Source organism: Leclercia barmai, assembly GCF_049312895.1.
Taxonomy (GTDB): domain Bacteria; phylum Pseudomonadota; class Gammaproteobacteria; order Enterobacterales; family Enterobacteriaceae; genus Enterobacter; species Enterobacter barmai.
In genome coordinates this window covers 1075842-1099001 of sequence record NZ_JBMNWZ010000001.1, presented here as the reverse complement: position 1 = coordinate 1099001, position 23160 = coordinate 1075842, and the positions used below count along the sequence as shown (strand labels likewise).

Below are 23160 nucleotides of genomic sequence, written 5' to 3'. Positions count from 1 at the left end.
CCCATCACTTCCCGGTAAGTTACCGATGAAGCACTACATTCTGAGAAATACCATGAATAAAACCGATGAACTCCGCACAGCGCGTATCGACAGCCTGGTGACGCCAGCAGAACTGGCCCAGCGATACCCTGTTTCTGCGGCAGTGGCCGACCACGTGACAACGTCACGTAAGCGTATTGAAAAAATCCTGAACGGGGACGATCGCCGCCTGCTGGTGATCGTAGGTCCTTGCTCTATTCACGATCTTGATGCCGCGATGGATTACGCCCAGCGCCTGAAAGGGCTGCGGGATAAGCACCAGGCGCGGCTTGAGATCGTGATGCGCACCTACTTTGAGAAACCGCGCACCGTGGTGGGCTGGAAAGGGCTGATCTCCGATCCCGATTTAAACGGCAGCTACCGGGTCAATCACGGCATTCAGCTGGCGCGCAAACTGCTGTTGCAGGTTAACGAGCTGGGCGTGCCGACCGCCACCGAATTCCTGGATATGGTGACCGGACAGTTTATCGCCGATCTCATCAGCTGGGGGGCGATTGGCGCGCGCACTACGGAAAGCCAGATCCACCGTGAAATGGCTTCGGCGCTCTCCTGCCCGGTGGGCTTCAAAAACGGCACCGACGGCAATACCCGCATCGCGGTGGATGCCATCCGCGCCGCCCGCGCCAGCCATATGTTCCTCTCCCCGGACAAGAACGGCCAGATGACGATCTATCAGACCAGCGGCAACCCGTACGGCCACATCATTATGCGCGGCGGTAAACAGCCGAACTATCATCCGCAGGATATCGCCGAAGCCTGCGACACCCTGCGCGAGTTCGATCTGCCGGAGCAGCTGGTGATCGATTTCAGCCACGGCAACTGCCAGAAACAGCACCGCCGCCAGCTGGACGTCTGCGACGAGGTGTGCCAGCAGATCCGCAACGGCTCCAGCGCCATTGCCGGGATTATGGCCGAAAGTTTCCTGCGCGAAGGCACGCAAAAAGTGGTGGTCGGCCAGCCGATTACCTACGGTCAGTCGATTACCGACCCCTGCCTGAGCTGGGAAGATACCGAAGTGCTGCTGGATAAACTTGCGGTGGCGGTGGACTCTCGCTTCTGACATTTCGCCCGGTGGCGCTTCGCTTACCGGGCCTACGTACCACACTTTGTAGGCCGGGTAAGCGAAGCGCCACCCGGCTTTTTTCATCCCGCACAACCCTTTAACGTTTCATCCGTCACTGTTTTTTCATAAAACGCTTGCCGTTAAAAATGATTTGTTGATAATGATTATCATTGTTACATTGATTGCTATTTTGAAAAACATTATGTCACGTATGGATAACACCGCAGCAACGCTCACTCGTCCTGAAGACAAAACACAGCCTGCCCCGGACGCGAACGATCGTCGCATTAACAGTAAACAGCTGTTGGGCGAGGAAGGACGCGTCATTATCGAGCATGATGGCCAGCACTACCTCTTGCGCCAGACACATGCCGGAAAATTGATCCTCACAAAATAAGCACCTTCGCCAGCCACCCAGGTTTCCCCAGGCAGCCAGCGCTTTTCACTTTTAAATGGAGAGTGGCTCATGCCATACCTGAATACCGCGTCTTTACGCCCGTCGCTGCTGGCGCTGGCCATTACCACCGCCCTGCCGGGAATGGCCCTTGCCACCACCGACGACATGACGGTGACCGCCACCGGGAATGCCCGCAGCGCCTTTGAAGCGCCGATGATGGTGAGCGTCATTGACGCCACCGCCCCGGAAAACCAAACCGCCAGCTCTGCCGCCGATCTGCTGCGCCATGTTCCTGGCCTGACCCTCGACGGCACCGGGCGCACCAACGGTCAGGACGTCAATCTGCGCGGCTACGATCGTCGCGGCGTGCTGGTGCTGGTGGACGGCGTTCGTCAGGGCACCGATACCGGCCACCTGAACAGCACCTTCCTCGACCCGGCGCTGATCAAGCGCATTGAGATCGTGCGCGGCCCGTCCGCCCTGCTGTACGGCAGCGGTGCGATGGGCGGGGTGATCGCCTATGACACCGCCGATGCAAAAGACCTGCTCCAGCCCGGCCAGAGCAGCGGCTTCCGTGTGTTTGGCACCGCCGCTACCGGCGATCACAGCCTCGGCATGGGGGCCAGCGCCTTTGGCCGGACCGATACTCTCGATGGTCTGGTGGCCTGGTCGAGCCGGGATCGCGGGGATATCCGCCAGGGCGGCGGCGAGACCGCGCCGAACGACGAATCAATCAACAATATGCTGGCAAAAGGCAGCTGGCAGATGGATCAGGCCCAGTCCCTGAGCGGCTCGCTGCGCTATTACAACAACGCGGCGCAGGAGCCCAAAAACCCGCAGACCATCGATGCCGACGACAGCAGTAACCCGATGACCGACCGCTCCACCATCCAGCGTGACGTTCAGCTGGGGTATCACATCGCCCCGGAAGGCAACGACTGGCTGAACGCCGATGCCCGGATCTACTGGTCTGAAGCGCGGATTAATGCCCAGAACATTGATGGCACCGGGGAGTACCGCGAGCAGACCACCAAAGGCGGCAAAGTGGAAAACCGCACCCGCCTGTTCGCCGACTCTTTCGCCTCGCACCTGCTGACCTACGGCGGCGAGTATTACCGTCAGGAGCAGTCGCCTTCTGGTGCCACCACCGGCTTCCCGGATGCGAGCATCGACTTCAGCTCCGGCTGGCTGCAGGATGAGATCACCCTGCGCGATCTGCCCATCACCCTGCTGGGCGGCACCCGCTACGATAACTACCGCGGCAGCAGCGACGGCTACGAGGACGTGGACGCCGATAAGTGGTCATCCCGCGCCGGGATCACCGTCTCCCCGACCGACTGGCTGATGATGTTCGGCTCCTGGGCCCAGGCCTTCCGCGCCCCGACGATGGGCGAGATGTACAACGACGCGAAGCACTTCTCTATTGGCCGGTTCTACACCAACTACTGGGTGCCAAACCCAAATCTGCGCCCGGAAACCAACGAAACCCAGGAGTACGGATTTGGCCTGCGCTTTGACGATCTGATGCTCGCCAACGATGCGCTGGAGTTCAAAGCCAGCTACTTTGATACCAACGCCAAAGATTACATCTCCACCACCGTCGATTTCGCCGCCGCGACCACCATGTCGTACAACGTGCCGAACGCCAAAATCTGGGGCTGGGACATGATGGCGAAATACTCCGCCAGCCTGTTCAGCCTGGATGTGGCCTATAACCGCACCCGGGGCAAAGACACCGACACCGGGGAGTACATCTCCAGCATCAGCCCGGATACCGTCTCCAGCAAGCTGGACATTCCGCTGGCGCAGAGCGGCTTCAACGTGGGCTGGATTGGCACCTTCGCCGATCGCTCCACCCACGTGAGCAGCAGCTACAGCCACCAGCCGGGCTACGCGGTGAACGATTTCTACGTCAGCTATCAGGGCCAGCAGGCGCTGAAGGGCGTCACCACCACCCTGGTGCTGGGCAACGCCTTCGACAAAGAGTACTGGTCGCCGCAGGGCATCCCGCAGGATGGGCGCAACGGCAAGATTTTCGTAAGTTATCAGTGGTAATCCCCTTGCCCCGGCTGCGGGGCATTTATCCGGAAGGAAGAGACAATGAATCACTACACACGCTGGCTTGAACTAAAAGAAGAAAACCCGGGGAAATACGCGCGTGATATCGCCGCGCTGATGAACATCAGCGAAGCCGAACTGACCTATGCGCGGGTGGGCCACGATGCCTGGCGTCTGCATGGCGACATTCGTGAGATCCTCGGCGCGCTGGAAGCGGCGGGTGAAACCAAATGCATCTGCCGCAACGACTATGCGGTTCACGAGCAGGTGGGCACCTTTACCAACCAGCACCTGAACGGCCATGCCGGGCTGGTGCTCAACCCGCGCGCACTGGATCTGCGCCTGTTCCTCAACCAGTGGGCGAGCGTGTTCCATATCAGCGAAACCACTGCCCGCGGCGAACGTCAGAGCATCCAGTTTTTTGACCATCAGGGCGATGCGCTGCTGAAGGTTTACACTACCGACAACACCGATATCTCCGCCTGGGGCGACGTGCTGACCCGCTTTATCTTTGCCGATAACCCGCCGCTGGCGCTGAAGGCTGCCGAGGTGAGCGCAGAGGTGGCAAACGCCGATGCCGCAACGGTAGACAGCGAGTGGCGCGCCATGACCGACGTCCACCAGTTCTTCGGCCTGCTTAAGCGCCACGGCCTGACCCGTCAGCAGGCGTTCCGCCTGGTGGGTGACGACCTGGCCTGTCAGGTGGATAACCGCGCCCTGGCGCAGCTGCTGGACACCGCCCGTCAGGACGCCAACGAGATCATGATCTTCGTCGGCAACCGCGGCTGCGTGCAGATCTTCACCGGCAAGGTGGAGAAAGTGGTGCCGATGAAAGGCTGGCTGAACATCTTTAACCCGGCCTTCACCCTGCATCTGCTGGAAGAGACCATCGCCGAGACCTGGGTGACGCGTAAACCGACCGCCGACGGCCACGTTACCAGCCTTGAGCTGTTTGCCGCTGACGGAACGCAGATCGCCCAGCTGTACGGTCAGCGCACGGAAGGCGAGCCCGAGCAGCGCCAGTGGCGTGCCCAGATTGACGCCCTGACGGTGAAAGGGCTGGCCGCATGAGAAAACTGCTTGCCCTGATCGCCGCGCTGCCGCTGGCCGCTTTTGCCGCCCCGCAGGAGAAGATCGTTGCCCTTGGCGGGGACGTCACGGAGATTGTCTACGCTCTGGGGGCCGGGGATTCACTGGTTGCGCGCGACAGCACCAGCCAGTGGCCGGAGCAGGCCAACTCGCTGCCGGACGTGGGCTACCTGCGCCAGCTCAATGCCGAGGGGATCCTGGCGATGCGCCCGACGGTGGTGTTAGCCAGCGCCCAGGCGCAGCCTTCCCTGGCGCTCAAACAGGTCGGGCAAAACAACATCAGGGTGGTGACGGTGCCGGGCAGCAATGCGCTCAGCGTCATCGACGAGAAAGTGCGCGTGATAGCGCAGGCGACGCACCGCGTCTCCGAAGGGGAAGCCCTGCGCCAGCGTCTGAATCAGGAGCTGGCCGCGATGCCCTCCTCCCCGCTTAACAAGCGGGTGCTGTTCATTCTCAATCACGGCGGGATGACCGCCATGGCTGCCGGGCAGAATACCGGCGCCGATGCGGCGATCCGCGCCGCGGGTCTGCAAAACGCCATGCAGGGCTTCTCCCGTTACCAGCCGCTCTCTCAGGAGGGCGTGATCGCCAGCCAGCCCGATTTAGTGGTGATTTCGCAGGACGGGGTAAAAGCGATGGGCGGAGAAGAGAATCTGTGGAAGCTGCCAGGTCTGGCGCAAACCCCTGCCGGGCGTAATAAGCAGGTGTTACAGATTGACGATATGGCGCTGCTCGGGTTCAGCGTGCGTACCCCGCAGGCGATTGGCCAGCTGCGCAGCAAAGCTGAGCAACTGCCCTGATGCCTCGCCGTATTCTCTGCTCGCTGTGGGGGCTGGCGCTGGCGCTGGCCCTGATGACGCTGCTGGCCACCGGTTTTGGCGCGTTGCGCCTGCCGGTGAACCTGCTCTGGAGCGGCACCGACGAGGCGCTACGCCAGATCTGGCTCACCATTCGCCTGCCGCGGGTGCTGCTGGCGCTGGTGATTGGCGGCTCGCTGGCGCTGGCGGGCTGCGTGATGCAGGGCCTGTTTCGTAATCCCCTCGCCGACCCCGGGTTGCTTGGGATCAGCAGCGGTGCCGCCTGCGCCGTCGCCCTGTGGGTGGTGCTGCCCATCACCCTGCCCGCCCTGCTGATGCTCTATGCCCCGATGCTGGCGGCCTTTCTTGGCGCGCTGGCGGCAACGGTCGTCATTTTTCTGCTCAGCCAGCAGCGGGAGAGTTCCCTCTCGCGCCTGCTGCTGGTGGGGATCGCCATCAACGCCCTGTGCGGCGCGGCGGTGGGCGTGCTCTCCTGGGTAAGTAACGACGCCCAGCTGCGCCAGCTCTCCCTGTGGGGAATGGGCAGCCTCGGCCAGGCCCAGTGGTCCACCCTGGTGGCGGTGACCTCGCTGATGATCCCGACGGTGCTGGTTATCTGGCGGCTGGCGGCTGCCCTGAATCTGCTCCAGCTTGGCGAGGAAGAGGCGCACTATCTGGGCGTCGATGTGCGGAACGTTCAGCGCATCCTGCTTTTATGCAGCGCCCTGCTGGTGGCCGCCGCGGTGGCGGTCAGCGGCGTGATCGGCTTTATTGGCCTGGTAGTGCCGCACCTGATACGCATGTGGCTGGGGTCGGATCACCGGGCGGTGATCCCCGGCTCGGTGCTGGCGGGGGCGTTTTTGCTGCTGATCGCTGATACCGCCGCGCGCACGCTGGTGGCTCCGGCTGAGATGCCGGTGGGATTGCTGACCAGCATTCTCGGCGCGCCCTGGTTCCTGTGGCTTATTTTTCGTCGTGGAGGCCAGCATGGCTGAACCCCTGTTTGCCGAAGGTTTGACCTACAGCGTGGCAGGCCGGACGGTGGTGCGCGACGTCTCGCTGTCCCTCTCGCCGGGAGAGCTGATGGCGCTGATCGGCCCTAACGGCGCGGGGAAATCCACCCTGCTGCGCCTGTTAACCGGTTTTCTCAAGCCGGATTCAGGGCGCTGCCTGCTGGACGGTAAAGCGCTGGACGGCTGGAGTACGCAGAGTTTATCCCGGTTGCGGGCGGTGATGCGCCAGCAAACCCAGCTCGGTTTTGACTGGCCGGTTGAGGCGGTGATCGGCATGGGTCGCTCGCCGTGGACGCAACGGCCCGAGCCGCAGATCGTCAGCGAGGTGATGCAGCTGACCGGCTGCCAGCCGCTTGCCGGTCGCCAGTATGCGGCCCTGTCGGGGGGAGAGCAGCAGCGGGTGCAGCTGGCCCGGGCGCTGGCTCAGCTTTGGCATGACGCCTCGCCGCGCGGCTGGTTGTTTCTCGATGAGCCCACCTCGGCGCTGGATCTCTATCACCAGCAGCATCTGCTGCGCCTGCTAAAGGCTCTCGTTCAGGAGGGAAAACTGCACGTCTGCGTGGTGCTGCACGATCTCAATCTGGCGGCCTTATGGGCAGATCGGATCGTGCTCCTGCACGACGGCAGAATCGTGTCGCAGGGGACACCACAGCAGGTGTTACAGGCTGACGACCTGACGCGCTGGTACGGCGCGCAGGTGCAGGTGGGGCAGCATCCGCTTAATGCCAGCCCCCAGGTTTTTCTCGCTCCTTAACTTGAGCAACTCACTTCCAGCCGCTTCCCCCAGTCCGGTGGGCGGCTGATGTAGTCGTCATTACGATCGGCAAACGGCGTACGCAGGGCTTCGTGCAAGCGGTGAAGCTCGGCGTAATCGCCTTTTTCCGCCTGCTCGATCGCCCGCTGCGCCAGCCAGTTGCGTAATACCATGGCCGGGTTGACGGCGTTCATCTGCGCCTGACGCACCTCGTCCGCCACGTTCTCCTGCTGCAGACGCGCGCGGTAGGTTGTAAACCAGTCATCAAACGCCTGACGATCGATAAACTCATCGCGCAGCGGTGAGGCAGCGCTGTGCTGCTCTGTTTGTCCCAGCATGCGCAACGTACGGGTATAGTCGCTGCCTTCCCGGGCCATCAGCGCAAACAGGTTATTCAGCAGCTCGTTATCGCCCTTCTCCTGAGTCATCAGCCCCAGCTTGCGGCGCATCAGCTTGCCGTACTGCTGGAGCAAGACGTCCTGATAGCTGTCCAGCGCGTCGTTAAGCGCGTCAACGTCGATAAAGGGTGAGAGCGATTGCGCCAGACGCTGCAGGTTCCACAGGCCCACCGCAGGCTGGTTATCAAAGCTGTAACGCCCCTGATAGTCGGAGTGGTTGCAGATATAACCCGGCTGGTAGTCGTCGAGGAAACCGTAGGGACCGTAATCGATGGTCAGGCCGAGGATCGACATGTTGTCGGTATTCATCACGCCATGAGCAAAGCCCACCGTCTGCCAGCAGGCGATCAGCGACGCGGTACGTGCCACCACGTCGCGGAACCAGAGGATGTACTTATCGGCCTCGTCCTGCCACTGGGGCCAGTGATGGCGAATGACAAAGTCCGCCAGCTGGCGCACTTTCTCCGGCTCGCGGCGATAGTAAAAGTGTTCGAAATGGCCGAAACGGGCGTGGCTCTGAGCTACGCGGATCAGCATCGCGCCCTGCTCCATGCTCTCACGCGCCACCGGGGTGTCGCTGGTGACAATCGACAGCGCGCGGGTGGTGGGAATTCCCAGGGCGTGCATCGCCTCCGAGGCCAGGCTTTCGCGGATGGTGGAGCGCAGAACGGCGCGACCATCGCCCATACGTGAGTACGGCGTGAGCCCGGCGCCCTTCAGGTGCCAGTCCATGGTTTGTCCGTTGGCGAGCTGCTGTTCGCCGAGCAGGATCCCTCGCCCGTCACCTAATTGACCGGCCCAGACGCCAAACTGATGTCCGCTGTACACCTGCGCCAGCGGCTGCATGCCGGGCAGCAGCGTTTCGCCGCCAAAAACGCCGGCACCCTGCTCCGGCCTGAACAGCGATTCCGGGATCGCCAGTTCGGCGGCCAGCGCCGTGTTATGCCAGATCAGGCGGGCATTATTCAGGGGAGTGGGTTTCAGAGCCGTATAAAAACCGGGTAATTCATCATGCCAGTGCGCGGTAAAAGACAGGGTCATAGGTCCTCCTGCTTTTAGTGTAGTGGGTTTGTCAGCGGTTAAACACCGGGTAAGACAAGGGTTATACCTGCACCAGTGAGGTTATACGCTCAAGGGGAACGGCAGGCCACAGGCTGCCCTGCATGGCGCTAAAGCCGTACACCGACAGCCGCTGTAGCGCAACGTCATCATCCACGCCCGCTACCATCAGTGACTGACAGTATGGCGATATCTGGATAAAGATCGCCCGTAAGAAAGGATCGAAGGTATTTTGAGTGAGCTGTTGCTGAATGAAGTTTTTATCCAGCGCCACGCGTTTAAACATGCCGTCAAAAATGGCTTTGGTTGAGGCATCCCCGGCACCAAAATTGCCTAACACCAGCGGAAAACGCAGTGCGAAATTCATTAGCGAGGTATTCAAATTGCCTTTATTGAGATCCGGATAGTTTTCATAAATGGTGAACTCCAGCCACGGATGACGTTCACATATTGAAACACCTTCTTCTTCTGTTAGCAGATATTCAACAATCACCGGGGAGATATTTATCCACGCCAGGAGCTGTTGCTGAATAAAAAAGAGTTTGCAGGTTTCGAGCAGCGCAAGTTGCTCCTGAAAAAGCATCAACTCTTGCGCAGGCGTTAACAACGGGCGCACCAGTTCAGTAGGAATGCGCACAGGGCTGTTAACACCAACAAAATTGACGTTTATTTCAAGACCTTTAAGCGCCCCTGAATCATGGCGCGCGGGGACTAATAAAAATTCTGTTTGATAAGCAATATCCAGCATCACAATCATGGCGTCCGTCCTGATTTAAAGACGATACAAGACATCCTGAAACATATGCTGAAGTAATTCAACCATTTGGATTTTATAAAGAATAATCTCATTCGTTCCATTTAATTTTCGGATTTTCCTTAGTCCTGAAAATAATCTTATCCTGGATAAAGCTTAATAGCCAGTTTTCCCTAACTGCCAGAATTGATTCAAATTAATTCCGCCTGCTGGAGATCCAGAATTAATGTCCTGAAACGAATCTCATTTAAACAAAGGATCGGCGTCGCGCCAGGCCGGCGCGACGAGATTAAATGCGTCGGGCTTGCCAGAAGTTTTTGCGCCAGTAAACATTATTGAGAGAGGAGCGCATCACGCCGCGACTGGTCGAGGCATGAATAAATTGATTATCGGTATCGTATATCCCGACGTGCAGGCCGCTTTCGCCAGAGCCGGTTTTAAAGAACACCAGATCGCCAGGCAACAGATCTTCTTTATCAATCTCGGTGCCTATTGTCGCCTGCTGTCGCGTTTCTCGCGGCAACTGCAACGCAAACTGGTCGCGAAACGTCAACAAGACAAACCCCGAACAATCAATACCGCCGCGCGTCATGCCACCGTAGCGGTAAGGCGTACCGCCCCAGTTGTGCAGTTGATCGTTGAGACCCGCAATCACCGCGATAGAATCAGACAGCCGCGCGTTCGGCGGCGGTGCGCGATGGCTGCTGCATCCTGCAAGAAATAGCGCGGCTACCAATAGAAAACAGAATCGCATTCCCGACGAATCCTCTGATTTTTTGGATTTTCCGTAATTTAGCCTGTGAATATGTCGCTGTGCAACAAGCGGTTATTCCTGAGACGTCGAAATGATCATTCTGTGACCTTCGATGTCCAGACGGCGGAAAGACATATCATAAGCTTTAGCCAGATTGGGCGGCGTCAAAACGCTGTCACGCGCCCCGCTGGCAATCAGCTGGCCCCGCTTCAGCAGCCAGACGCGATGCGCATGACGCAGGGTATGGTTGAGGTCATGACTGCTCATCACCACCGCAATACCCTGCTGCGACAGAGCGCTTAACGCTCTGTCCAGCGCCACCTGCTGGGCAACATCGAGACTGCTCATCGGCTCGTCCAGCAACAGCAACTGACCGTGCGGATTGCCCTGGGGATGAATTTGCAGGATCACCGCCGCCAGCCGCACGCGTTGCCACTCTCCGCCGGAGAGCTGGCTGACGTGCCGGGACAGTTTATCCTCAATACCCAACATGGCCGCGACCTCACTTAACAGCGCTTTTTGCTGACTATGGTGCTGATGCAGCGTCAGATAGTGCCAGACCGGCATGGCGAACGGCGCAGTTTGCTGCTGCGCCAGATACGCCCTGCGACTCGCCAGCGACGCGGAGGACCAACGGGATAGCGATTCCCCCTGCAACAGGATTTCGCCCTGCCCGCTACTCAGCCCGGCCATACGGGCAAGCAATGTGCTCTTACCTGCCCCGTTCGGGCCGACCAGGTGCAGGATCTCCCCCGCATTAACCTGTGCGGAAAGCGGCTGCAGACGTCCGGCTTCCGACACCCCATTGAGCTGCATCAGGATCGACATTACTTCGCGAGCGCCAGCTTGATCGCTTCCATCAGGATCGGATCTTCAGGCGTCATATCCGGCGCAAAACGCTGAACCACTTCGCCATCGCGACCGATCAGGAATTTTTCAAAATTCCATAAAATGTCATCAGGATAGAGCGGCGCACGGCCTTTGCTCGCCAGACGCTCATAAAAACCGCTGCTTTCAGGCGCAACAGCCACCGGGGCTGCGGCAATCAGCTTTTGATACAGCGGATGACGCGCTTCGCCGTTGACCTCGACTTTGCTGAACATCGGGAAGGTGATGCCATAGGTGGTGCTGCAGAAAGTTTTGATCTCTTCTTCGCTACCGGGTTCCTGGCCGAGGAACTGGTTGCACGGGAAACCGAGCACGGTAAAACCGTCTTTTTCCCATGCTTTGTGAATGTTTTCGAGCTGCTCATACTGCGGCGTCAGACCGCATTTCGATGCCACGTTTACCACCAGCAGAACCTTGCCCTTATAGCCTTCCAGGGTGGTCTTTTCTCCATCGATGGTCGTCACTTCGGTGTTCAGAATATCGTTCGGCATAGCATTCCCTCAGGTTGTGGTTCAGACTGGCAGCCTTAGCGGCCAGCTTTTAATAATAGCCAGATAAATACCGGTGCACCCAGCGTAGCGGTGACAACGCCGATCGGCAACTCTGCCGCCGTTAACGCCAGGCGCGCGATGATGTCGGCGATAAGCAGCGTCGCGCCGCCCGTCACGGCCGCAGCAGGCAGCAGCAGCCGGTGATCGGTTATGCCGCATAAACGCAGCATATGGGGGATAACGAGGCCAACAAAGCCGATGGCACCGGCCAGCGCCACGCTTACGCCCACCATCCAGCCGATAGCGACCACCAGGATGTTGCGCCAGAAGGTGAGCGGCAGTCCGAGCTGGCGGGCCGAAATCTCACCCAGCACCAGGACGTTCAGGGGTGCGGCCTGAAAACAGGCCCAGACAATAACCGGTACCAGCAGCAGCATCAGCCAGCCCTGCCCCCAGTCCACGCCGCCGAAGCCGCCCATCATCCAGTACATCAGCTGGCGCAGATCAAAGGAGGTGGAAAAGTAGACCGCCCAGGTCATCAGGGCGCTGCAGATAATTCCCAGCGCCACCCCGGCGAGCAGCAGGCGACTGACCGAGAGATGACGGCGGGCAAAGCGCAACAGAATAAGGGTAACGATCAGCGCCCCGGCAATGGCGCAGAGGCTCAGTTCCCAGCCGGACAGCACGCCTCCGCCCAGCATAACGGCGGCAATCAGCCCGACGCCGGCCCCGTTTGATACGCCTAATAAGCCCGGCTCGGCGAGTGGGTTATCAAACAGCGCCTGCATGATGGTGCCGCTCAGCGCCAGCGCCGCTCCCACCAGCACCACGGCCAGGGTGCGCGGCAGACGGATCTGCCAGATAAACAGTTCCCCCTGCGGGCTAAACCACGACGGCGGCCCGATCCATTGATCGCCCGCGCACAGGCTCAGCCCCAGCGCGAGAACCAGCGCCAGCAGCAGGAAGAGCACTTTACGCAGGTCGGAACGGTACTGCAGACGGGCAAATTCAGGCATTGGAATCATTTTGCGGGTGAATGATGTGATTGATTTTACGGTGGGTTCAGAGCAGCGCAAAGAAAAAAGGCCGCAAATGCGGCCTTTTTGGTTAGATCATCTCACTCTGCTTTGGGTGAAGCGTTTTCGACACGGCTTTTTAACTTCTGTCCGGGTCTGAAGGTCACCACGCGGCGAGCTGTAATGGGAATATCCTCACCCGTCTTCGGGTTACGACCCGGACGTTGATTTTTGTCGCGCAAATCAAAGTTACCAAAGCCGGAGAGTTTTACCTGCTCACCATTTTCCAGAGCGCGACGGATCTCTTCGAAAAACAGCTCAACCAGCTCTTTGGCATCCCGTTTGCTAAGCCCAAGCTTATCAAACAGATATTCGGACATTTCAGCTTTTGTAAGCGCCATAGGTTCAATCCCTCAATGATGCCTGGAATCGCTCTTTTAATGCCTCTACACATTTGGCGACGGTAGCGGCAATCTCCTCTTCTTCGAGTGTACGGCTGGTATCCTGAAGGATCAGGCTGATAGCCAGGCTCTTAAAGCCCTCTGCTACGCCCTTGCCGCGGTACACGTCAAATAAGTTTACGCCAACTACCTGATTTACGCCAACTTTCTTACATTCGGCCAAAATATCTGCGGCAGGCACATTTTCGGCCACCACGACGGCGATATCACGACGGTTTGCCGGGAAGCGAGAAACCTCCTGAGCCTGAGGAATGACGCGGTCTGCGACCTTGTTCCACTCCAGCTCAAACGCCAGCGTGCGGCCATTGAGATCGAGCTTGCGCTCCAGTTCCGGATGCACAACACCAATGAAACCAACGCGTTCACCTTTCAGATAAATCGCGGCGCTCTGGCCCGGATGCAGGGCCGAAATGGCTTCTGCGCGGAACTCAATTTCAGACAATTTACCGGTCAGATCGAGGACTGATTCCAGATCGCCTTTCAGATCGTAGAAATCAACGCTGTTTTTGCTCAGATCCCAGTGCTCTTCATAGCGGTTGCCGCAGATTGCGCCCGCCAGCATCAGATCCTGACGGATGCCGAGGTTTGCCTGGGTATCCGGAACAAAGCGCAGACCGGTTTCGAAGATGCGCACGCGGCTCTGCTGACGGTTCTGGTTGTAGACGATGGTGCCCAGCAGGCCGGTCAGCAGCGACAGGCGCATGGCGGACATCTCGCTGGAGATCGGGCTTGGCAGGATCAGCGCTTCCTGACCTGGATGGATCAGCTGCTGCACCTTCGGGTCAACGAAGCTGTAGGTGATCACTTCCTGGTAGCCTTTGTCGTTCAGCATGGTTTTCACACGCTTCAGGGAGAGGTCGGCTTCGCGATGGGAACCCATCACCAGGCCTGCCTGTACCGGCTCATCAGGAATGTTGTTGTAGCCGTATACGCGGGCCACTTCTTCCACCAGATCTTCTTCGATCGAAATGTCGAAACGCCAGCTCGGCGCGACAGCGGTCCACTCATCCTGACCTTCGGTCACGTCGCAGCCCAGACGGCGCAGAATGTCGCTCACCTGCGCATCGGCAATGTGATGACCAATCAAGCGGTCCAGTTTGCTGCGGCGCAGGGTGATGGTCGCAGGCTTCGGCAGATGCGCCTCGCTGGTCACATCGATAACCGGACCGGCTTCGCCGCCGCAGATGTCGATCAGCAGGCGGGTAGCGCGCTCCATCGCTTTGTACTGCAGGGCTGGATCCACGCCGCGCTCATAGCGGTGAGAGGCATCGGTATGCAGGCCGTGACGGCGCGCGCGACCGGTAATGGACAGCGGGCTGAAGAAGGCGCACTCCAGCAGCACGTTCTGGGTTTCATCATTCACGCCAGAGTGGTCGCCACCGAAGATACCGCCCATGGCCAGCGCCTGGCCTTGATCGGCAATAACCAGGGTATCGGCATCAAGTTTGGCTTCGCTACCGTCGAGCAGAACCAGGGTTTCGCCCTCTTTCGCCATACGCACCACAATGCCGCCTTCGATACGATCTTTATCGAACGCGTGCATCGGCTGACCCAGCTCCAGCAGGACGTAGTTAGTCACGTCAACCACCGCATCGATAGAGCGGATGCCGCAGCGGCGCAGCTTCTCTTTCATCCACAGCGGAGTGGGCGCCTTAACGTTGATGCCTTTGACCACACGGCCGAGGTAGCGCGGACAGGCGTCTGGCGCATCAACCTGAATCGGCAGCGTGTCGTTGATGGTGGCGGCAACCGGGGCAATCTCTGGCGCGTTCAGTTCGGTCTGATTCAGGACCGCCACGTCGCGGGCCACGCCGATAATGCCTAAGCAGTCAGCACGGTTCGGGGTCACGCTGATTTCGATGGTGTTGTCATTGAGATTCAGGTATTCACGCAGATCGGTACCAATTGGCGCATCCGCTGGCAGCTCAATGATGCCGGAGTGGTCGTCGGAAATACCCAGCTCAGAGAAAGAGCACAGCATGCCTTCAGACGGCTCGCCGCGCAGTTTCGCCGCTTTGATTTTGAAATCGCCTGGCAGCACCGCGCCCACGGTCGCCACGGCCACTTTCAGGCCCTGACGGCAGTTTGCCGCGCCGCAGACGATATCCAGCAGGCGTTCGCCGCCCACGTTCACTTTCGTCACACGCAGTTTGTCGGCGTTGGGGTGCTGGCCGCACTCCACGACTTCGCCGATAACAACGCCATTAAACGCGCCCGCAACCGGCTCAACGCCGTCCACTTCCAGGCCTGCCATGGTGATCTGGTTAGAGAGCGCCTCGCTGTCGAGCGCGGTGTTCACCCATTCGCGTAACCACAGTTCACTGAATTTCATTGTTCTGTCCTGCCCTTATTTAAACTGTTTGAGGAAACGCAGATCGTTTTCGAAGAAAGCGCGTAAGTCGGTTACGCCGTAACGCAGCATGGTCAGACGCTCCATGCCCATACCGAATGCAAAGCCGGAGTACACTTCCGGATCAATGCCAACGTTACGCAGGACGTTCGGGTGCACCATGCCGCAGCCCAGCACTTCCAGCCACTTGCCGTTTTTACCCATCACGTCAACTTCGGCAGAAGGTTCTGTGAACGGGAAGTAGGACGGACGGAAACGAATCTGCAGATCTTCTTCAAAGAAGTTGCTCAGGAAGTCGTGCAGGGTACCTTTCAGGTTGGTAAAGCTGATGTTTTTATCAACGATCAGCCCTTCCATCTGATGGAACATTGGGGTGTGGGTCTGATCGTAGTCGTTACGATAGACGCGGCCCGGGGCAATAATGCGGATTGGCGGCTGCTTCTCTTTCATGGTACGGATCTGCACGCCAGAGGTCTGGGTACGCAGCAGACGGGTAGCATCGAACCAGAAAGTGTCGTGGTCAGCACGCGCCGGGTGGTGGCCTGGGATATTCAGGGCATCGAAGTTATGGTAATCGTCTTCGATTTCCGGGCCGGTCGCCACGGTAAAGCCGAGCTCACCGAAGAAACTTTCAATGCGGTCGATAGTGCGCGTAACTGGGTGCAGGCCACCGTTTTCAATGCGACGACCCGGCAGGGAGACGTCGATGGTTTCTGCAGCCAGACGCGCATTCAGCGCGGCGCTTTCCAGCGCGTTTTTACGCTCGTTCAGCACCTGCTGAACCTGCTCTTTGGCTTCGTTAATTACCGCACCTGCAGCCGGGCGCTCTTCTGGCGGCAATTCACGCAGGGTAGTCATTTGAAGGGTCAGGTGCCCTTTCTTGCCCAGATATTCGACGCGGACGTTGTCTAACGCGGCAACATCTGAGGCCTGGTTAATGGCGGCCGTTGCACTGGCAACCAGCTCTGCGAGATGTGACATGGTTTTCCTCGTTATGTAGCGATATTTACAAGCGGCAGATACGAAAAAAGCCTCCATCAGGAGGCTTTCTGGCGCTGTTTTCCGTTTCGTCTTTCACGCGCTAGCCTCCTGATGTCAGGTGCTAAAGTAAAAGAAGAAGCGGAAAATAGCAGCATTCATGCTTGCGTTACCTTGTGTGATACGGAACCTGTCGCCTTATTGAAAAGGGTCGCCAGAAAATTGTCAATGTTTTGATGCTGTTGAAACGAAAAGAGGGAGCAAAGCTCCCTCTTCCAACTGGCTTATGCCAGTGCTGCTTTCGCTTTTTCGACCAGAGCGGTGAACGCTACTTTGTCGAATACTGCGATGTCAGCCAGGATCTTACGGTCGATTTCAACAGAGGCTTTTTTCAGGCCGTTGATGAATTTGCTGTAAGAAATACCGTTCTGACGTGCTGCCGCATTGATACGTGCAATCCACAGCTGACGGAACTGACGTTTACGTTGACGACGGTCACGGTAAGCGTACTGACCAGCTTTGATAACAGCCTGGAAGGCAACGCGGTATACGCGAGAACGCGCACCGTAGTAGCCTTTAGCTTGTTTCAGAATTTTTTTGTGACGTGCACGAGCAATTACACCACGTTTTACGCGAGCCATGTGAGCTCTCCTGTATCTATATTCTTAGTAAAAAAAATTAAACGTTAACGGCTTATGCGTACGGCAGGCACGCGATAACCAGACCCAGATCGCCTTTAGACACGAGGCCTTTTGGACGCAGGTGACGTTTACGTTTAGTAGATTTTTTGGTCAGAATATGACGCAGGTTTGCGTGCTTACGCTTAAATCCACCACCACCGGTTTTTTTGAAGCGCTTAGCAGCACCGCGTACGGTCTTAATTTTAGGCATCTTAATAACTTCCACTTCGCATTGTTAAATAAACGAAACGTAGGCGAACAAAACCTGCGAAGCCTGTAGGCTCCACAGGAATTGCTACTTGAAGGCCTTACTGTTTCTTCTTAGGAGCGAGCACCATGATCATCTGGCGGCCTTCGATCTTCGTAGGGAAGGATTCGACTACTGCCAGTTCACTCAGATCGTCACGGACGCGGTTAAGCACTTCCATGCCGATCTGTTGGTGGGCCATCTCACGACCGCGGAAACGCAGTGTGATCTTGGCCTTATCGCCATCTTCCAGAAAGCGAATCAGGCTGCGGAGTTTTACCTGATAATCGCCATCGTCGGTACCAGGACGGAATTTAATTTCCTTAACCTGGATAACTTTTTGCTTCTTCTTCTGTTCCTTAGAAGACTTACTCTTTTCATAAAGGAACTTGCCGTAGTCCATGATACGACAAACTGGCGGTTCGGCGTTAGGGCTGATTTCAACTAAATCTACTCCAGCTTCTTCAGCCTTTTCGATTGCTTCTCTCAGACTCACAATCCCCAGCTGCTCGCCTTCCAGACCTGTTAAGCGAACTTCCTGGGCGCGAATCTCGCCATTGATACGATTCGGACGTGCCGTTTGAACTCGTTTTCCGCCTTTAATACCTTATTCCTCCAGTTGTTGAAGACTGCGGCTGCGAATCTCTTGTTGCAGCTTCTCAATCACTTCATTTACGTCCAGGCTGCCCAGGTCTTTACCACGGCGGGTGCGAACGGCAACTTTGCCTGCTTCCACCTCTTTATCACCACAGACCAGCATATACGGGACACGACGTAAAGTGTGCTCGCGGATTTTAAAGCCAATCTTCTCATTTCTCAAGTCCGCTTTTACGCGAATGCCCGCATTTTGTAGTTTCTGCGTCAATTCTTTAACGTATTCAGACTGAGAATCGGTAATGTTCATCACCACTACCTGCACCGGCGCAAGCCAGGTTGGGAAGAATCCAGCGAACTCTTCGGTCAGGATGCCGATGAAGCGCTCCAGTGAACCGAGAATCGCACGGTGAATCATTACCGGAACCTGACGCTCGTTGTCTTCGCCAACGTAAGAGGCGCTTAAACGCTGCGGCAGGGAGAAGTCCAGCTGTACCGTTCCGCACTGCCATGCACGATCGAGGCAGTCATACAGGGTAAATTCAATTTTCGGACCGTAGAATGCACCTTCGCCCAACTGGTATTCAAACGGGATACCGTTCTCTTCCAGGGCGACGGCCAGGTCCGCCTCAGCACGATCCCAGGTCTCGTCGCTGCCGATACGTTTTTCAGGACGAGTTGAGAGTTTGACCACGATCTTCTCGAAGCCAAAGGTGCTGTACATATCGTAGACCATACGAATACAGGCGTTAACTTCATCACGCACCTGATCTTCAGTACAGAAGATGTGCGCGTCATCCTGCGTAAAGCCACGAACACGCATCAGGCCATGCAGCGCGCCTGACGGCTCGTTACGGTGGCAGCTACCGAACTCCGCCATACGCAGCGGCAGGTCGCGGTAGGATTTCAGACCCTGGTTGAAGATCTGAACGTGACCCGGGCAGTTCATCGGCTTGATGCAGTATTCACGGTTCTCGGAAGAGGTGGTGAACATCGCATCTTTGTAGTTGTCCCAGTGGCCGGTTTTTTCCCACAGCACACGGTCCATCATGAACGGGCCTTTCACTTCCTGATACTGGTACGCTTTCAGCTTGGAACGCACGAAGGTTTCCAGTTCACGGAAGATTGTCCAGCCGTCGTTATGCCAGAACACCATACCCGGCGCTTCTTCCTGCATGTGATACAGGTCGAGCTGTTTACCGATTTTACGGTGGTCACGCTTCGCCGCTTCTTCCAGACGCTGCAGGTACGCGCTCAGGGCTTTTTTGTCGGCCCAGGCAGTACCGTAAATACGCTGCAGCATCTTGTTGTTGCTGTCGCCACGCCAGTAAGCGCCTGCGGTTTTCATCAGCTTGAAGTGATGGCAGAAGCGCATATTCGGCACGTGCGGTCCACGGCACATGTCGACGTATTCTTCATGGTGATACAAGCCAGGCTTGTCATCATGAGCAATGTTTTCATCAAGAATAGTGACCTTGTAGCTTTCGCCACGCTTCACGAAGGTTTCACGCGCTTCGTGCCAGCTCACTTTCTTCTTGATGACGTCATAGTTGCTCTCAGCCAGCTCGTGCATACGCTTTTCGAGGGCTTCGATATCTTCCTGGGTCAGCGTGTGGTCAAGGTCAACGTCGTAGTAGAAACCGTTGTCGATAACCGGGCCGATAGCCATTTTGGTGTTAGGCCACAGCTGTTTGATCGCATGACCGAGCAGGTGTGCGCATGAGTGACGAATGATCTCCAGACCTTCTTCGTCTTTCGCGGTGATGATCGACAGCTTCGCATCGTTTTCAATTAAATCGGAAGCATCAACCAGCTCACCGTTTACGCGGCCAGCGATAGTGGCTTTCGCCAGACCCGGGCCGATATCCAGCGCAACATCCATTGGGCTGACGGCACGGTCAAAATGGCGTTGGCTGCCATCAGGAAGAGTAATAACAGGCATTTTATGTCCTTATTTGCAGTGATGCCCCACACATAAGAGCATATGCAAAGAAAATAATCTTTAATTTACAGTGAATTGCAAAACCATCTGACCAACAATCGTCAAATTGGCTCGCAACCATGCACAGGATCGAAATCAGATAAATGACAATTTACGATCAGCCTGTAGATGGTAACACTAACAAAAGGGTGAAAACACCCTCCACAGGCAGATTGCATGTGTTAGTACTTTTGCATGACTTTGATGTGGAATTTCAGACAGTTTCTCGCAATACCGGGTTGCTGAGCTATTCTTGAACAGGTCCTTCAACACTTTATTGGGGCGAATTATGAACGTATCAAGCAGAACAGTCGTTATCCTTAACATTCTTTCTGCCACCGCACTACTCGTGATTCTGGCAGATAAGTTTCACTGGTTCTGAAGCGCGTTGTTGCAAGCACCTGAAGCTGTAGCATTCCGGCGATGCGCAATTATCATTGCTCTTTGGTAAACTGCTTTCACCAAAGAACAAGGATGACGTGATGCCGACGAAACGCTTTTCAAAAAAACACTGGAAGATGGTGATTGTCTTAATCGCCATATGTGCCGCTATGCTGTTATTACGCTGGGCGGCGATGCTTTGGGGTTAATCTCATCTTCCCTGCCCCTGCAGATCAGGATATTTATCGACTGGTTTGCACAATCAGCACAAATATAAACTTACGTTTTATTTATCTTTACACAAATTACAGAAATAAAAAAACCGGTACATCAGGATCCGGTTTTTTTTAGCGGCAATAAACGGCCGAAAATGCATTTATCACATCTGACAAATCAATCAGGACCATTCACCGGCAACCAGTTTATGCACGTCGAACGCGTCATCCATGGATTGCCCGGTCGATTGTGAGCCCGGGGCGATGTTCGAACCGGCTTCTACATCAGAGGCTTTGGTAATGCCAATTTGTGTAGAGGTGTCACTGGCAGAGTTATATACAGAGTCAGCGGCAAAGACACCGAATGACAATGCAGAAAGGACTAATGCTGCAGATGCAGTTGTGATTTTATTCATAATGTTTTTCTCTTACTGAATTAATACAGACCAACTTAGGCAATATCTAGCCTGTATTTACAGTTTAGATCTGGATCACACTTTTGCATAGTCAAAATATTTATCAATTCGTGTCAAATAAACTGAATGGTTAACAAAAGGAGGGATTATGGAGAGAATATGGAGATATCGGCTACCGCTATATTTTAAAACAGTGTTTATTATTTATCAGCACAAAAATTAAAAACGGGCCAATATATTATTGGCCCGCGGTAATTACATTTTGTAGCCCAGAGAGACGACGGTTCTGCGATCGGTGTGTTCCGGTGCAGACGCTGGCGGCTCGGAGTTCCAGGTCACGTTATATGCAACTTTCAGCCCGAAATGCGCGTTGATCGCCACGTTGAGGGCGGTCTCGGAGTTGACGGTGGTATCGTCAGCGCCAAAGACGGAGACGCCCTGGCTGAACTTCGCGTTATCGGTCATCTGCCAGGCGTAGGTTCCGGATGCGTAACCCAGCGGCTGGGTTTCGGTATCACCGTCGGTGTATTCGTCATAGCGAACACCCGGACCAAATTCAAAGCGGAAGCTGTGTACCGGACCATTCAGGAACTGGCGACCGTAACCGGCGGTTGCCACATCACGCTCGCGGTAGCCGTTGTAGCGATCCGTTAACCAGCTCGCCTGACCAAACAGATAGTCATAGTCAGTCATGTTGTAACGGCTACGTCCGCCCACCGCATATTTCTCGGAAGAGCGCTCATCGTTAGAAGAGGTGTTGCTGGCGTTACCCCACAGCGACCAGGCTGTGGTGTTGCCGTACCATGTCAGGGTGGTGTCGGCGGTCAGGGAAGAGCTTTTCGTATTGCCCGATTGCGCCAGATAACCTGCGTTAAGGGTGCCTTCGAAGGGTTTCTGTGCAGTGGAGGGATCGTCCATGACAGTAAAAACGGAATCATCGGCTGCCGCATTCAGTGACGCAAGCAGGCCTCCCGCCAACATCATCGCGGCGGGTACTGTCTTTAAGAGCTTCATTTATAAAGAGTCCGTACAACAAAAAAAGAGACCATTACGGTCCCGGAAACTTTCTTGCGGATCAATGCCATGGGATCCTTAGAAAGGTTACAAATTATAAAAAGGCTCAAATAACATAGCAATGATTTCTTGTTTCATTTTTGGAATAAGAACGATCTTAAACCAGCCCGATATTTATAAATAAAAGTCAGGGTACGTAAAGGTATTTATATTGAAAATCATATTGTTAATACTTTCGCTTCTGTGGGTTCGGTGCCAGGCTTAATGCGAACCTCACTGACAGGAGATAAGCATGGATCGTATCTTTACGTTGACGCTCTCCCCTTCTCTGGACAGCGCAACCCTGACGGCACAACTCTATCCTGAGGGTAAACTCCGCTGTAGCGTGCCGGTTTTCGAGCCCGGCGGCGGCGGCATTAACGTCGCCCGCGCTATTACCCACCTTGGCGGCAAAGCCACCGCCATCTTTCCCGCAGGCGGCGCGACGGGGGAACATCTGGTCTCGCTTCTTGCTGACGAGCAGGTCGCCGTCGATACGGTCGAGGCCCAGGACTGGACCCGGCAAAACCTGCACGTCCACGTTGAATCCACCCACGAGCAGTACCGCTTTGTCATGCCAGGCGCGACGCTGAGTGATGATGAGTTCCGCCAGCTCGAAGAGAAAGTGCTGGCTATCGAGAGCGGCGCTTTGCTGGTTATCAGCGGCAGTCTGCCGCCCGGGGTGAAAACCGAAAAACTGACGCAGCTGATCCGCGCCGCCCAGCAGAACGGCATTCGTTGCATTGTCGACAGCTCCGGCGAGGCGCTCAGCGCCGCGCTGACGCTCGGCAACATCGAGCTGGTCAAACCCAACCAGAAAGAGCTGAGTGCGCTGGTCAATCGCGATCTTAGCCAGCCTGATGACGTGCGTAAGGCCGCCGAGGAGCTGGTGAAAAGCGGTAAAGCGCGGCGGGTGGTGGTCTCCCTGGGTCCGCAGGGTGCGCTGGCCGTTGATGAGACCGGCTCGGTGCAGGTTGTGCCCCCGCCAATGAAAAGCCAGAGCACCGTCGGCGCGGGCGACAGCATGGTGGGCGCAATGACCCTGAAGCTGGCGCAGGGGGCCTCATTACGGGAGATGACCCAGTACGGCGTGGCAGCAGGCAGCGCGGCGACCATCAATCATGGCACCCGCCTGTGCTCGCTGGAGGACACGCAGAAGATATTCACCTATCTGGCCAGTGTGTAATGACTGCCCTCCCGGTTACCCGGTGAGGGCGACAAATGGTATGAATCA

Annotated in this window: 26 protein-coding genes and 1 other annotated feature; of the genes, 10 read left to right on the top strand and 16 right to left on the bottom strand. The window is 56.6% G+C overall.

Translation table 11 applies throughout. The annotated features are described in order from the left end of the window. The first annotated feature begins 52 nt into the window (after positions 1-52). The 7 genes from aroH to ACOYA6_RS05120 all read left to right on the top strand — a co-directional run bounded on the left by aroH (position 53) and on the right by ACOYA6_RS05120 (position 7210). Entirely contained in the window at positions 53-1099 is a 1047-nt protein-coding gene (aroH, locus tag ACOYA6_RS05150) for a 3-deoxy-7-phosphoheptulonate synthase AroH (protein ID WP_039029294.1), read from the top strand. A gap of 163 nt (positions 1100-1262) precedes the next feature. Beyond that, the gene (gene hemP, locus ACOYA6_RS05145) at positions 1263-1499 is read left to right on the top strand and encodes a hemin uptake protein HemP (protein WP_039029087.1); all 237 of its coding nucleotides are present in this window, start codon (positions 1263-1265) and stop codon (positions 1497-1499) included. A gap of 69 nt (positions 1500-1568) precedes the next feature. Next, positions 1569-3554: a TonB-dependent hemoglobin/transferrin/lactoferrin family receptor gene (locus tag ACOYA6_RS05140; RefSeq protein ID WP_422654162.1), complete on the top strand. Its 1986-nt coding sequence runs from the start codon at positions 1569-1571 to the stop codon at positions 3552-3554. A 45-nt stretch (positions 3555-3599) separates the two neighbouring features. Then, on the top strand, positions 3600-4628 hold the full coding sequence (gene chuS / locus ACOYA6_RS05135; RefSeq protein WP_422654161.1) for a hematinate-forming heme oxygenase ChuS: 1029 nt from the start codon (positions 3600-3602) through the stop codon (positions 4626-4628). Continuing rightward, on the top strand, positions 4625-5446 hold the full coding sequence (locus ACOYA6_RS05130; RefSeq protein ID WP_422654160.1) for a heme/hemin ABC transporter substrate-binding protein: 822 nt from the start codon (positions 4625-4627) through the stop codon (positions 5444-5446). Before chuS ends, ACOYA6_RS05130 begins: the two co-directional genes overlap by 4 nt. Beyond that, a complete protein-coding gene (locus ACOYA6_RS05125; RefSeq protein ID WP_422654159.1) occupies positions 5446-6438 on the top strand; it encodes a FecCD family ABC transporter permease in 993 nt (330 codons plus the stop codon). Before ACOYA6_RS05130 ends, ACOYA6_RS05125 begins: the two co-directional genes overlap by 1 nt. Continuing rightward, positions 6431-7210 (top strand): heme ABC transporter ATP-binding protein, encoded by a 780-nt coding sequence (locus ACOYA6_RS05120; protein ID WP_422654158.1) that lies wholly within the window; start codon positions 6431-6433, stop codon positions 7208-7210. The genes ACOYA6_RS05125 and ACOYA6_RS05120 overlap by 8 nt, the downstream gene beginning before the upstream one ends. On the opposite strand, the gene selO is transcribed toward ACOYA6_RS05120, so the two are convergent. The 14 genes from selO to thrS all read right to left on the bottom strand — a co-directional run bounded on the left by selO (position 7207) and on the right by thrS (position 19822). Beyond that, positions 7207-8649: a protein adenylyltransferase SelO gene (gene selO / locus ACOYA6_RS05115; protein ID WP_422654157.1), complete on the bottom strand. Its 1443-nt coding sequence runs from the start codon at positions 8647-8649 to the stop codon at positions 7207-7209. The genes ACOYA6_RS05120 and selO overlap by 4 nt on opposite strands. 61 nt (positions 8650-8710) lie before the next feature. Then, positions 8711-9424 carry an EAL domain-containing protein gene (locus ACOYA6_RS05110; RefSeq protein WP_422654156.1) on the bottom strand — a complete coding sequence of 238 codons (714 nt, stop codon included), beginning with the start codon at positions 9422-9424 and terminating at the stop codon, positions 8711-8713. A gap of 286 nt (positions 9425-9710) precedes the next feature. Next, positions 9711-10175 carry an NlpC/P60 family protein gene (locus ACOYA6_RS05105; protein ID WP_039029079.1) on the bottom strand — a complete coding sequence of 155 codons (465 nt, stop codon included), beginning with the start codon at positions 10173-10175 and terminating at the stop codon, positions 9711-9713. Positions 10176-10247: 72 nt separating this feature from the next. Further along, on the bottom strand, positions 10248-11003 hold the full coding sequence (gene btuD / locus ACOYA6_RS05100) for a vitamin B12 ABC transporter ATP-binding protein BtuD (RefSeq protein ID WP_422654155.1): 756 nt from the start codon (positions 11001-11003) through the stop codon (positions 10248-10250). Next, positions 11003-11554: a glutathione peroxidase gene (locus ACOYA6_RS05095; RefSeq protein WP_138368784.1), complete on the bottom strand. Its 552-nt coding sequence runs from the start codon at positions 11552-11554 to the stop codon at positions 11003-11005. Before ACOYA6_RS05095 ends, btuD begins: the two co-directional genes overlap by 1 nt. A gap of 35 nt (positions 11555-11589) precedes the next feature. Continuing rightward, a complete protein-coding gene (gene btuC, locus ACOYA6_RS05090; RefSeq protein WP_138368783.1) occupies positions 11590-12570 on the bottom strand; it encodes a vitamin B12 ABC transporter permease BtuC in 981 nt (326 codons plus the stop codon). A gap of 101 nt (positions 12571-12671) precedes the next feature. Beyond that, positions 12672-12971: an integration host factor subunit alpha gene (ihfA, locus tag ACOYA6_RS05085; protein WP_006820203.1), complete on the bottom strand. Its 300-nt coding sequence runs from the start codon at positions 12969-12971 to the stop codon at positions 12672-12674. Between the two features lie 4 nt (positions 12972-12975). After that, positions 12976-15363, bottom strand: coding sequence for a phenylalanine--tRNA ligase subunit beta (pheT, locus tag ACOYA6_RS05080; protein ID WP_422654154.1), 2388 nt, complete (start codon positions 15361-15363; stop codon positions 12976-12978). 15 nt (positions 15364-15378) lie between these two features. Continuing rightward, entirely contained in the window at positions 15379-16362 is a 984-nt protein-coding gene (gene pheS / locus ACOYA6_RS05075) for a phenylalanine--tRNA ligase subunit alpha (protein ID WP_039029074.1), read from the bottom strand. Between the two features lie 40 nt (positions 16363-16402). Next, positions 16403-16526, bottom strand: a sequence feature (Phe leader region). Then, positions 16477-16521 carry a pheST operon leader peptide PheM gene (pheM, locus tag ACOYA6_RS05070; RefSeq protein ID WP_001386830.1) on the bottom strand — a complete coding sequence of 15 codons (45 nt, stop codon included), beginning with the start codon at positions 16519-16521 and terminating at the stop codon, positions 16477-16479. (Overlaps the previous feature by 45 nt.) 117 nt (positions 16527-16643) lie before the next feature. Next, positions 16644-17000: a 50S ribosomal protein L20 gene (gene rplT / locus ACOYA6_RS05065; RefSeq protein ID WP_000124850.1), complete on the bottom strand. Its 357-nt coding sequence runs from the start codon at positions 16998-17000 to the stop codon at positions 16644-16646. Positions 17001-17052: 52 nt separating this feature from the next. Then, complete coding sequence (gene rpmI / locus ACOYA6_RS05060; protein ID WP_003030583.1) at positions 17053-17250, bottom strand: 50S ribosomal protein L35; 198 nt, start codon at positions 17248-17250, stop codon at positions 17053-17055. Between the two features lie 97 nt (positions 17251-17347). Beyond that, positions 17348-17890, bottom strand: a complete 543-nt coding sequence (gene infC, locus ACOYA6_RS05055) for a translation initiation factor IF-3 (protein ID WP_023616141.1) — start codon at positions 17888-17890, stop codon at positions 17348-17350. A 3-nt stretch (positions 17891-17893) separates the two neighbouring features. Further along, a complete protein-coding gene (thrS, locus tag ACOYA6_RS05050; protein ID WP_039029073.1) occupies positions 17894-19822 on the bottom strand; it encodes a threonine--tRNA ligase in 1929 nt (642 codons plus the stop codon). A 328-nt stretch (positions 19823-20150) separates the two neighbouring features. On the opposite strand from thrS, the gene yncL reads away from it, so the two are divergent. After that, positions 20151-20243 carry a stress response membrane protein YncL gene (gene yncL, locus ACOYA6_RS05045; RefSeq protein WP_072036629.1) on the top strand — a complete coding sequence of 31 codons (93 nt, stop codon included), beginning with the start codon at positions 20151-20153 and terminating at the stop codon, positions 20241-20243. Between the two features lie 100 nt (positions 20244-20343). Then, on the top strand, positions 20344-20451 hold the full coding sequence (gene yniD / locus ACOYA6_RS05040) for a small membrane protein YniD (protein WP_138368780.1): 108 nt from the start codon (positions 20344-20346) through the stop codon (positions 20449-20451). Positions 20452-20639: 188 nt separating this feature from the next. On the opposite strand, the gene ACOYA6_RS05035 is transcribed toward yniD, so the two are convergent. Then, positions 20640-20873, bottom strand: a complete 234-nt coding sequence (locus ACOYA6_RS05035) for a YdgH/BhsA/McbA family protein (RefSeq protein WP_072036628.1) — start codon at positions 20871-20873, stop codon at positions 20640-20642. A 255-nt stretch (positions 20874-21128) separates the two neighbouring features. Then, positions 21129-21887 carry a DUF481 domain-containing protein gene (locus ACOYA6_RS05030; protein ID WP_039029072.1) on the bottom strand — a complete coding sequence of 253 codons (759 nt, stop codon included), beginning with the start codon at positions 21885-21887 and terminating at the stop codon, positions 21129-21131. Positions 21888-22179: 292 nt separating this feature from the next. On the opposite strand from ACOYA6_RS05030, the gene pfkB reads away from it, so the two are divergent. Further along, complete coding sequence (gene pfkB / locus ACOYA6_RS05025) at positions 22180-23112, top strand: 6-phosphofructokinase II (RefSeq protein ID WP_039029071.1); 933 nt, start codon at positions 22180-22182, stop codon at positions 23110-23112. Positions 23113-23160: the final 48 nt, after the last annotated feature.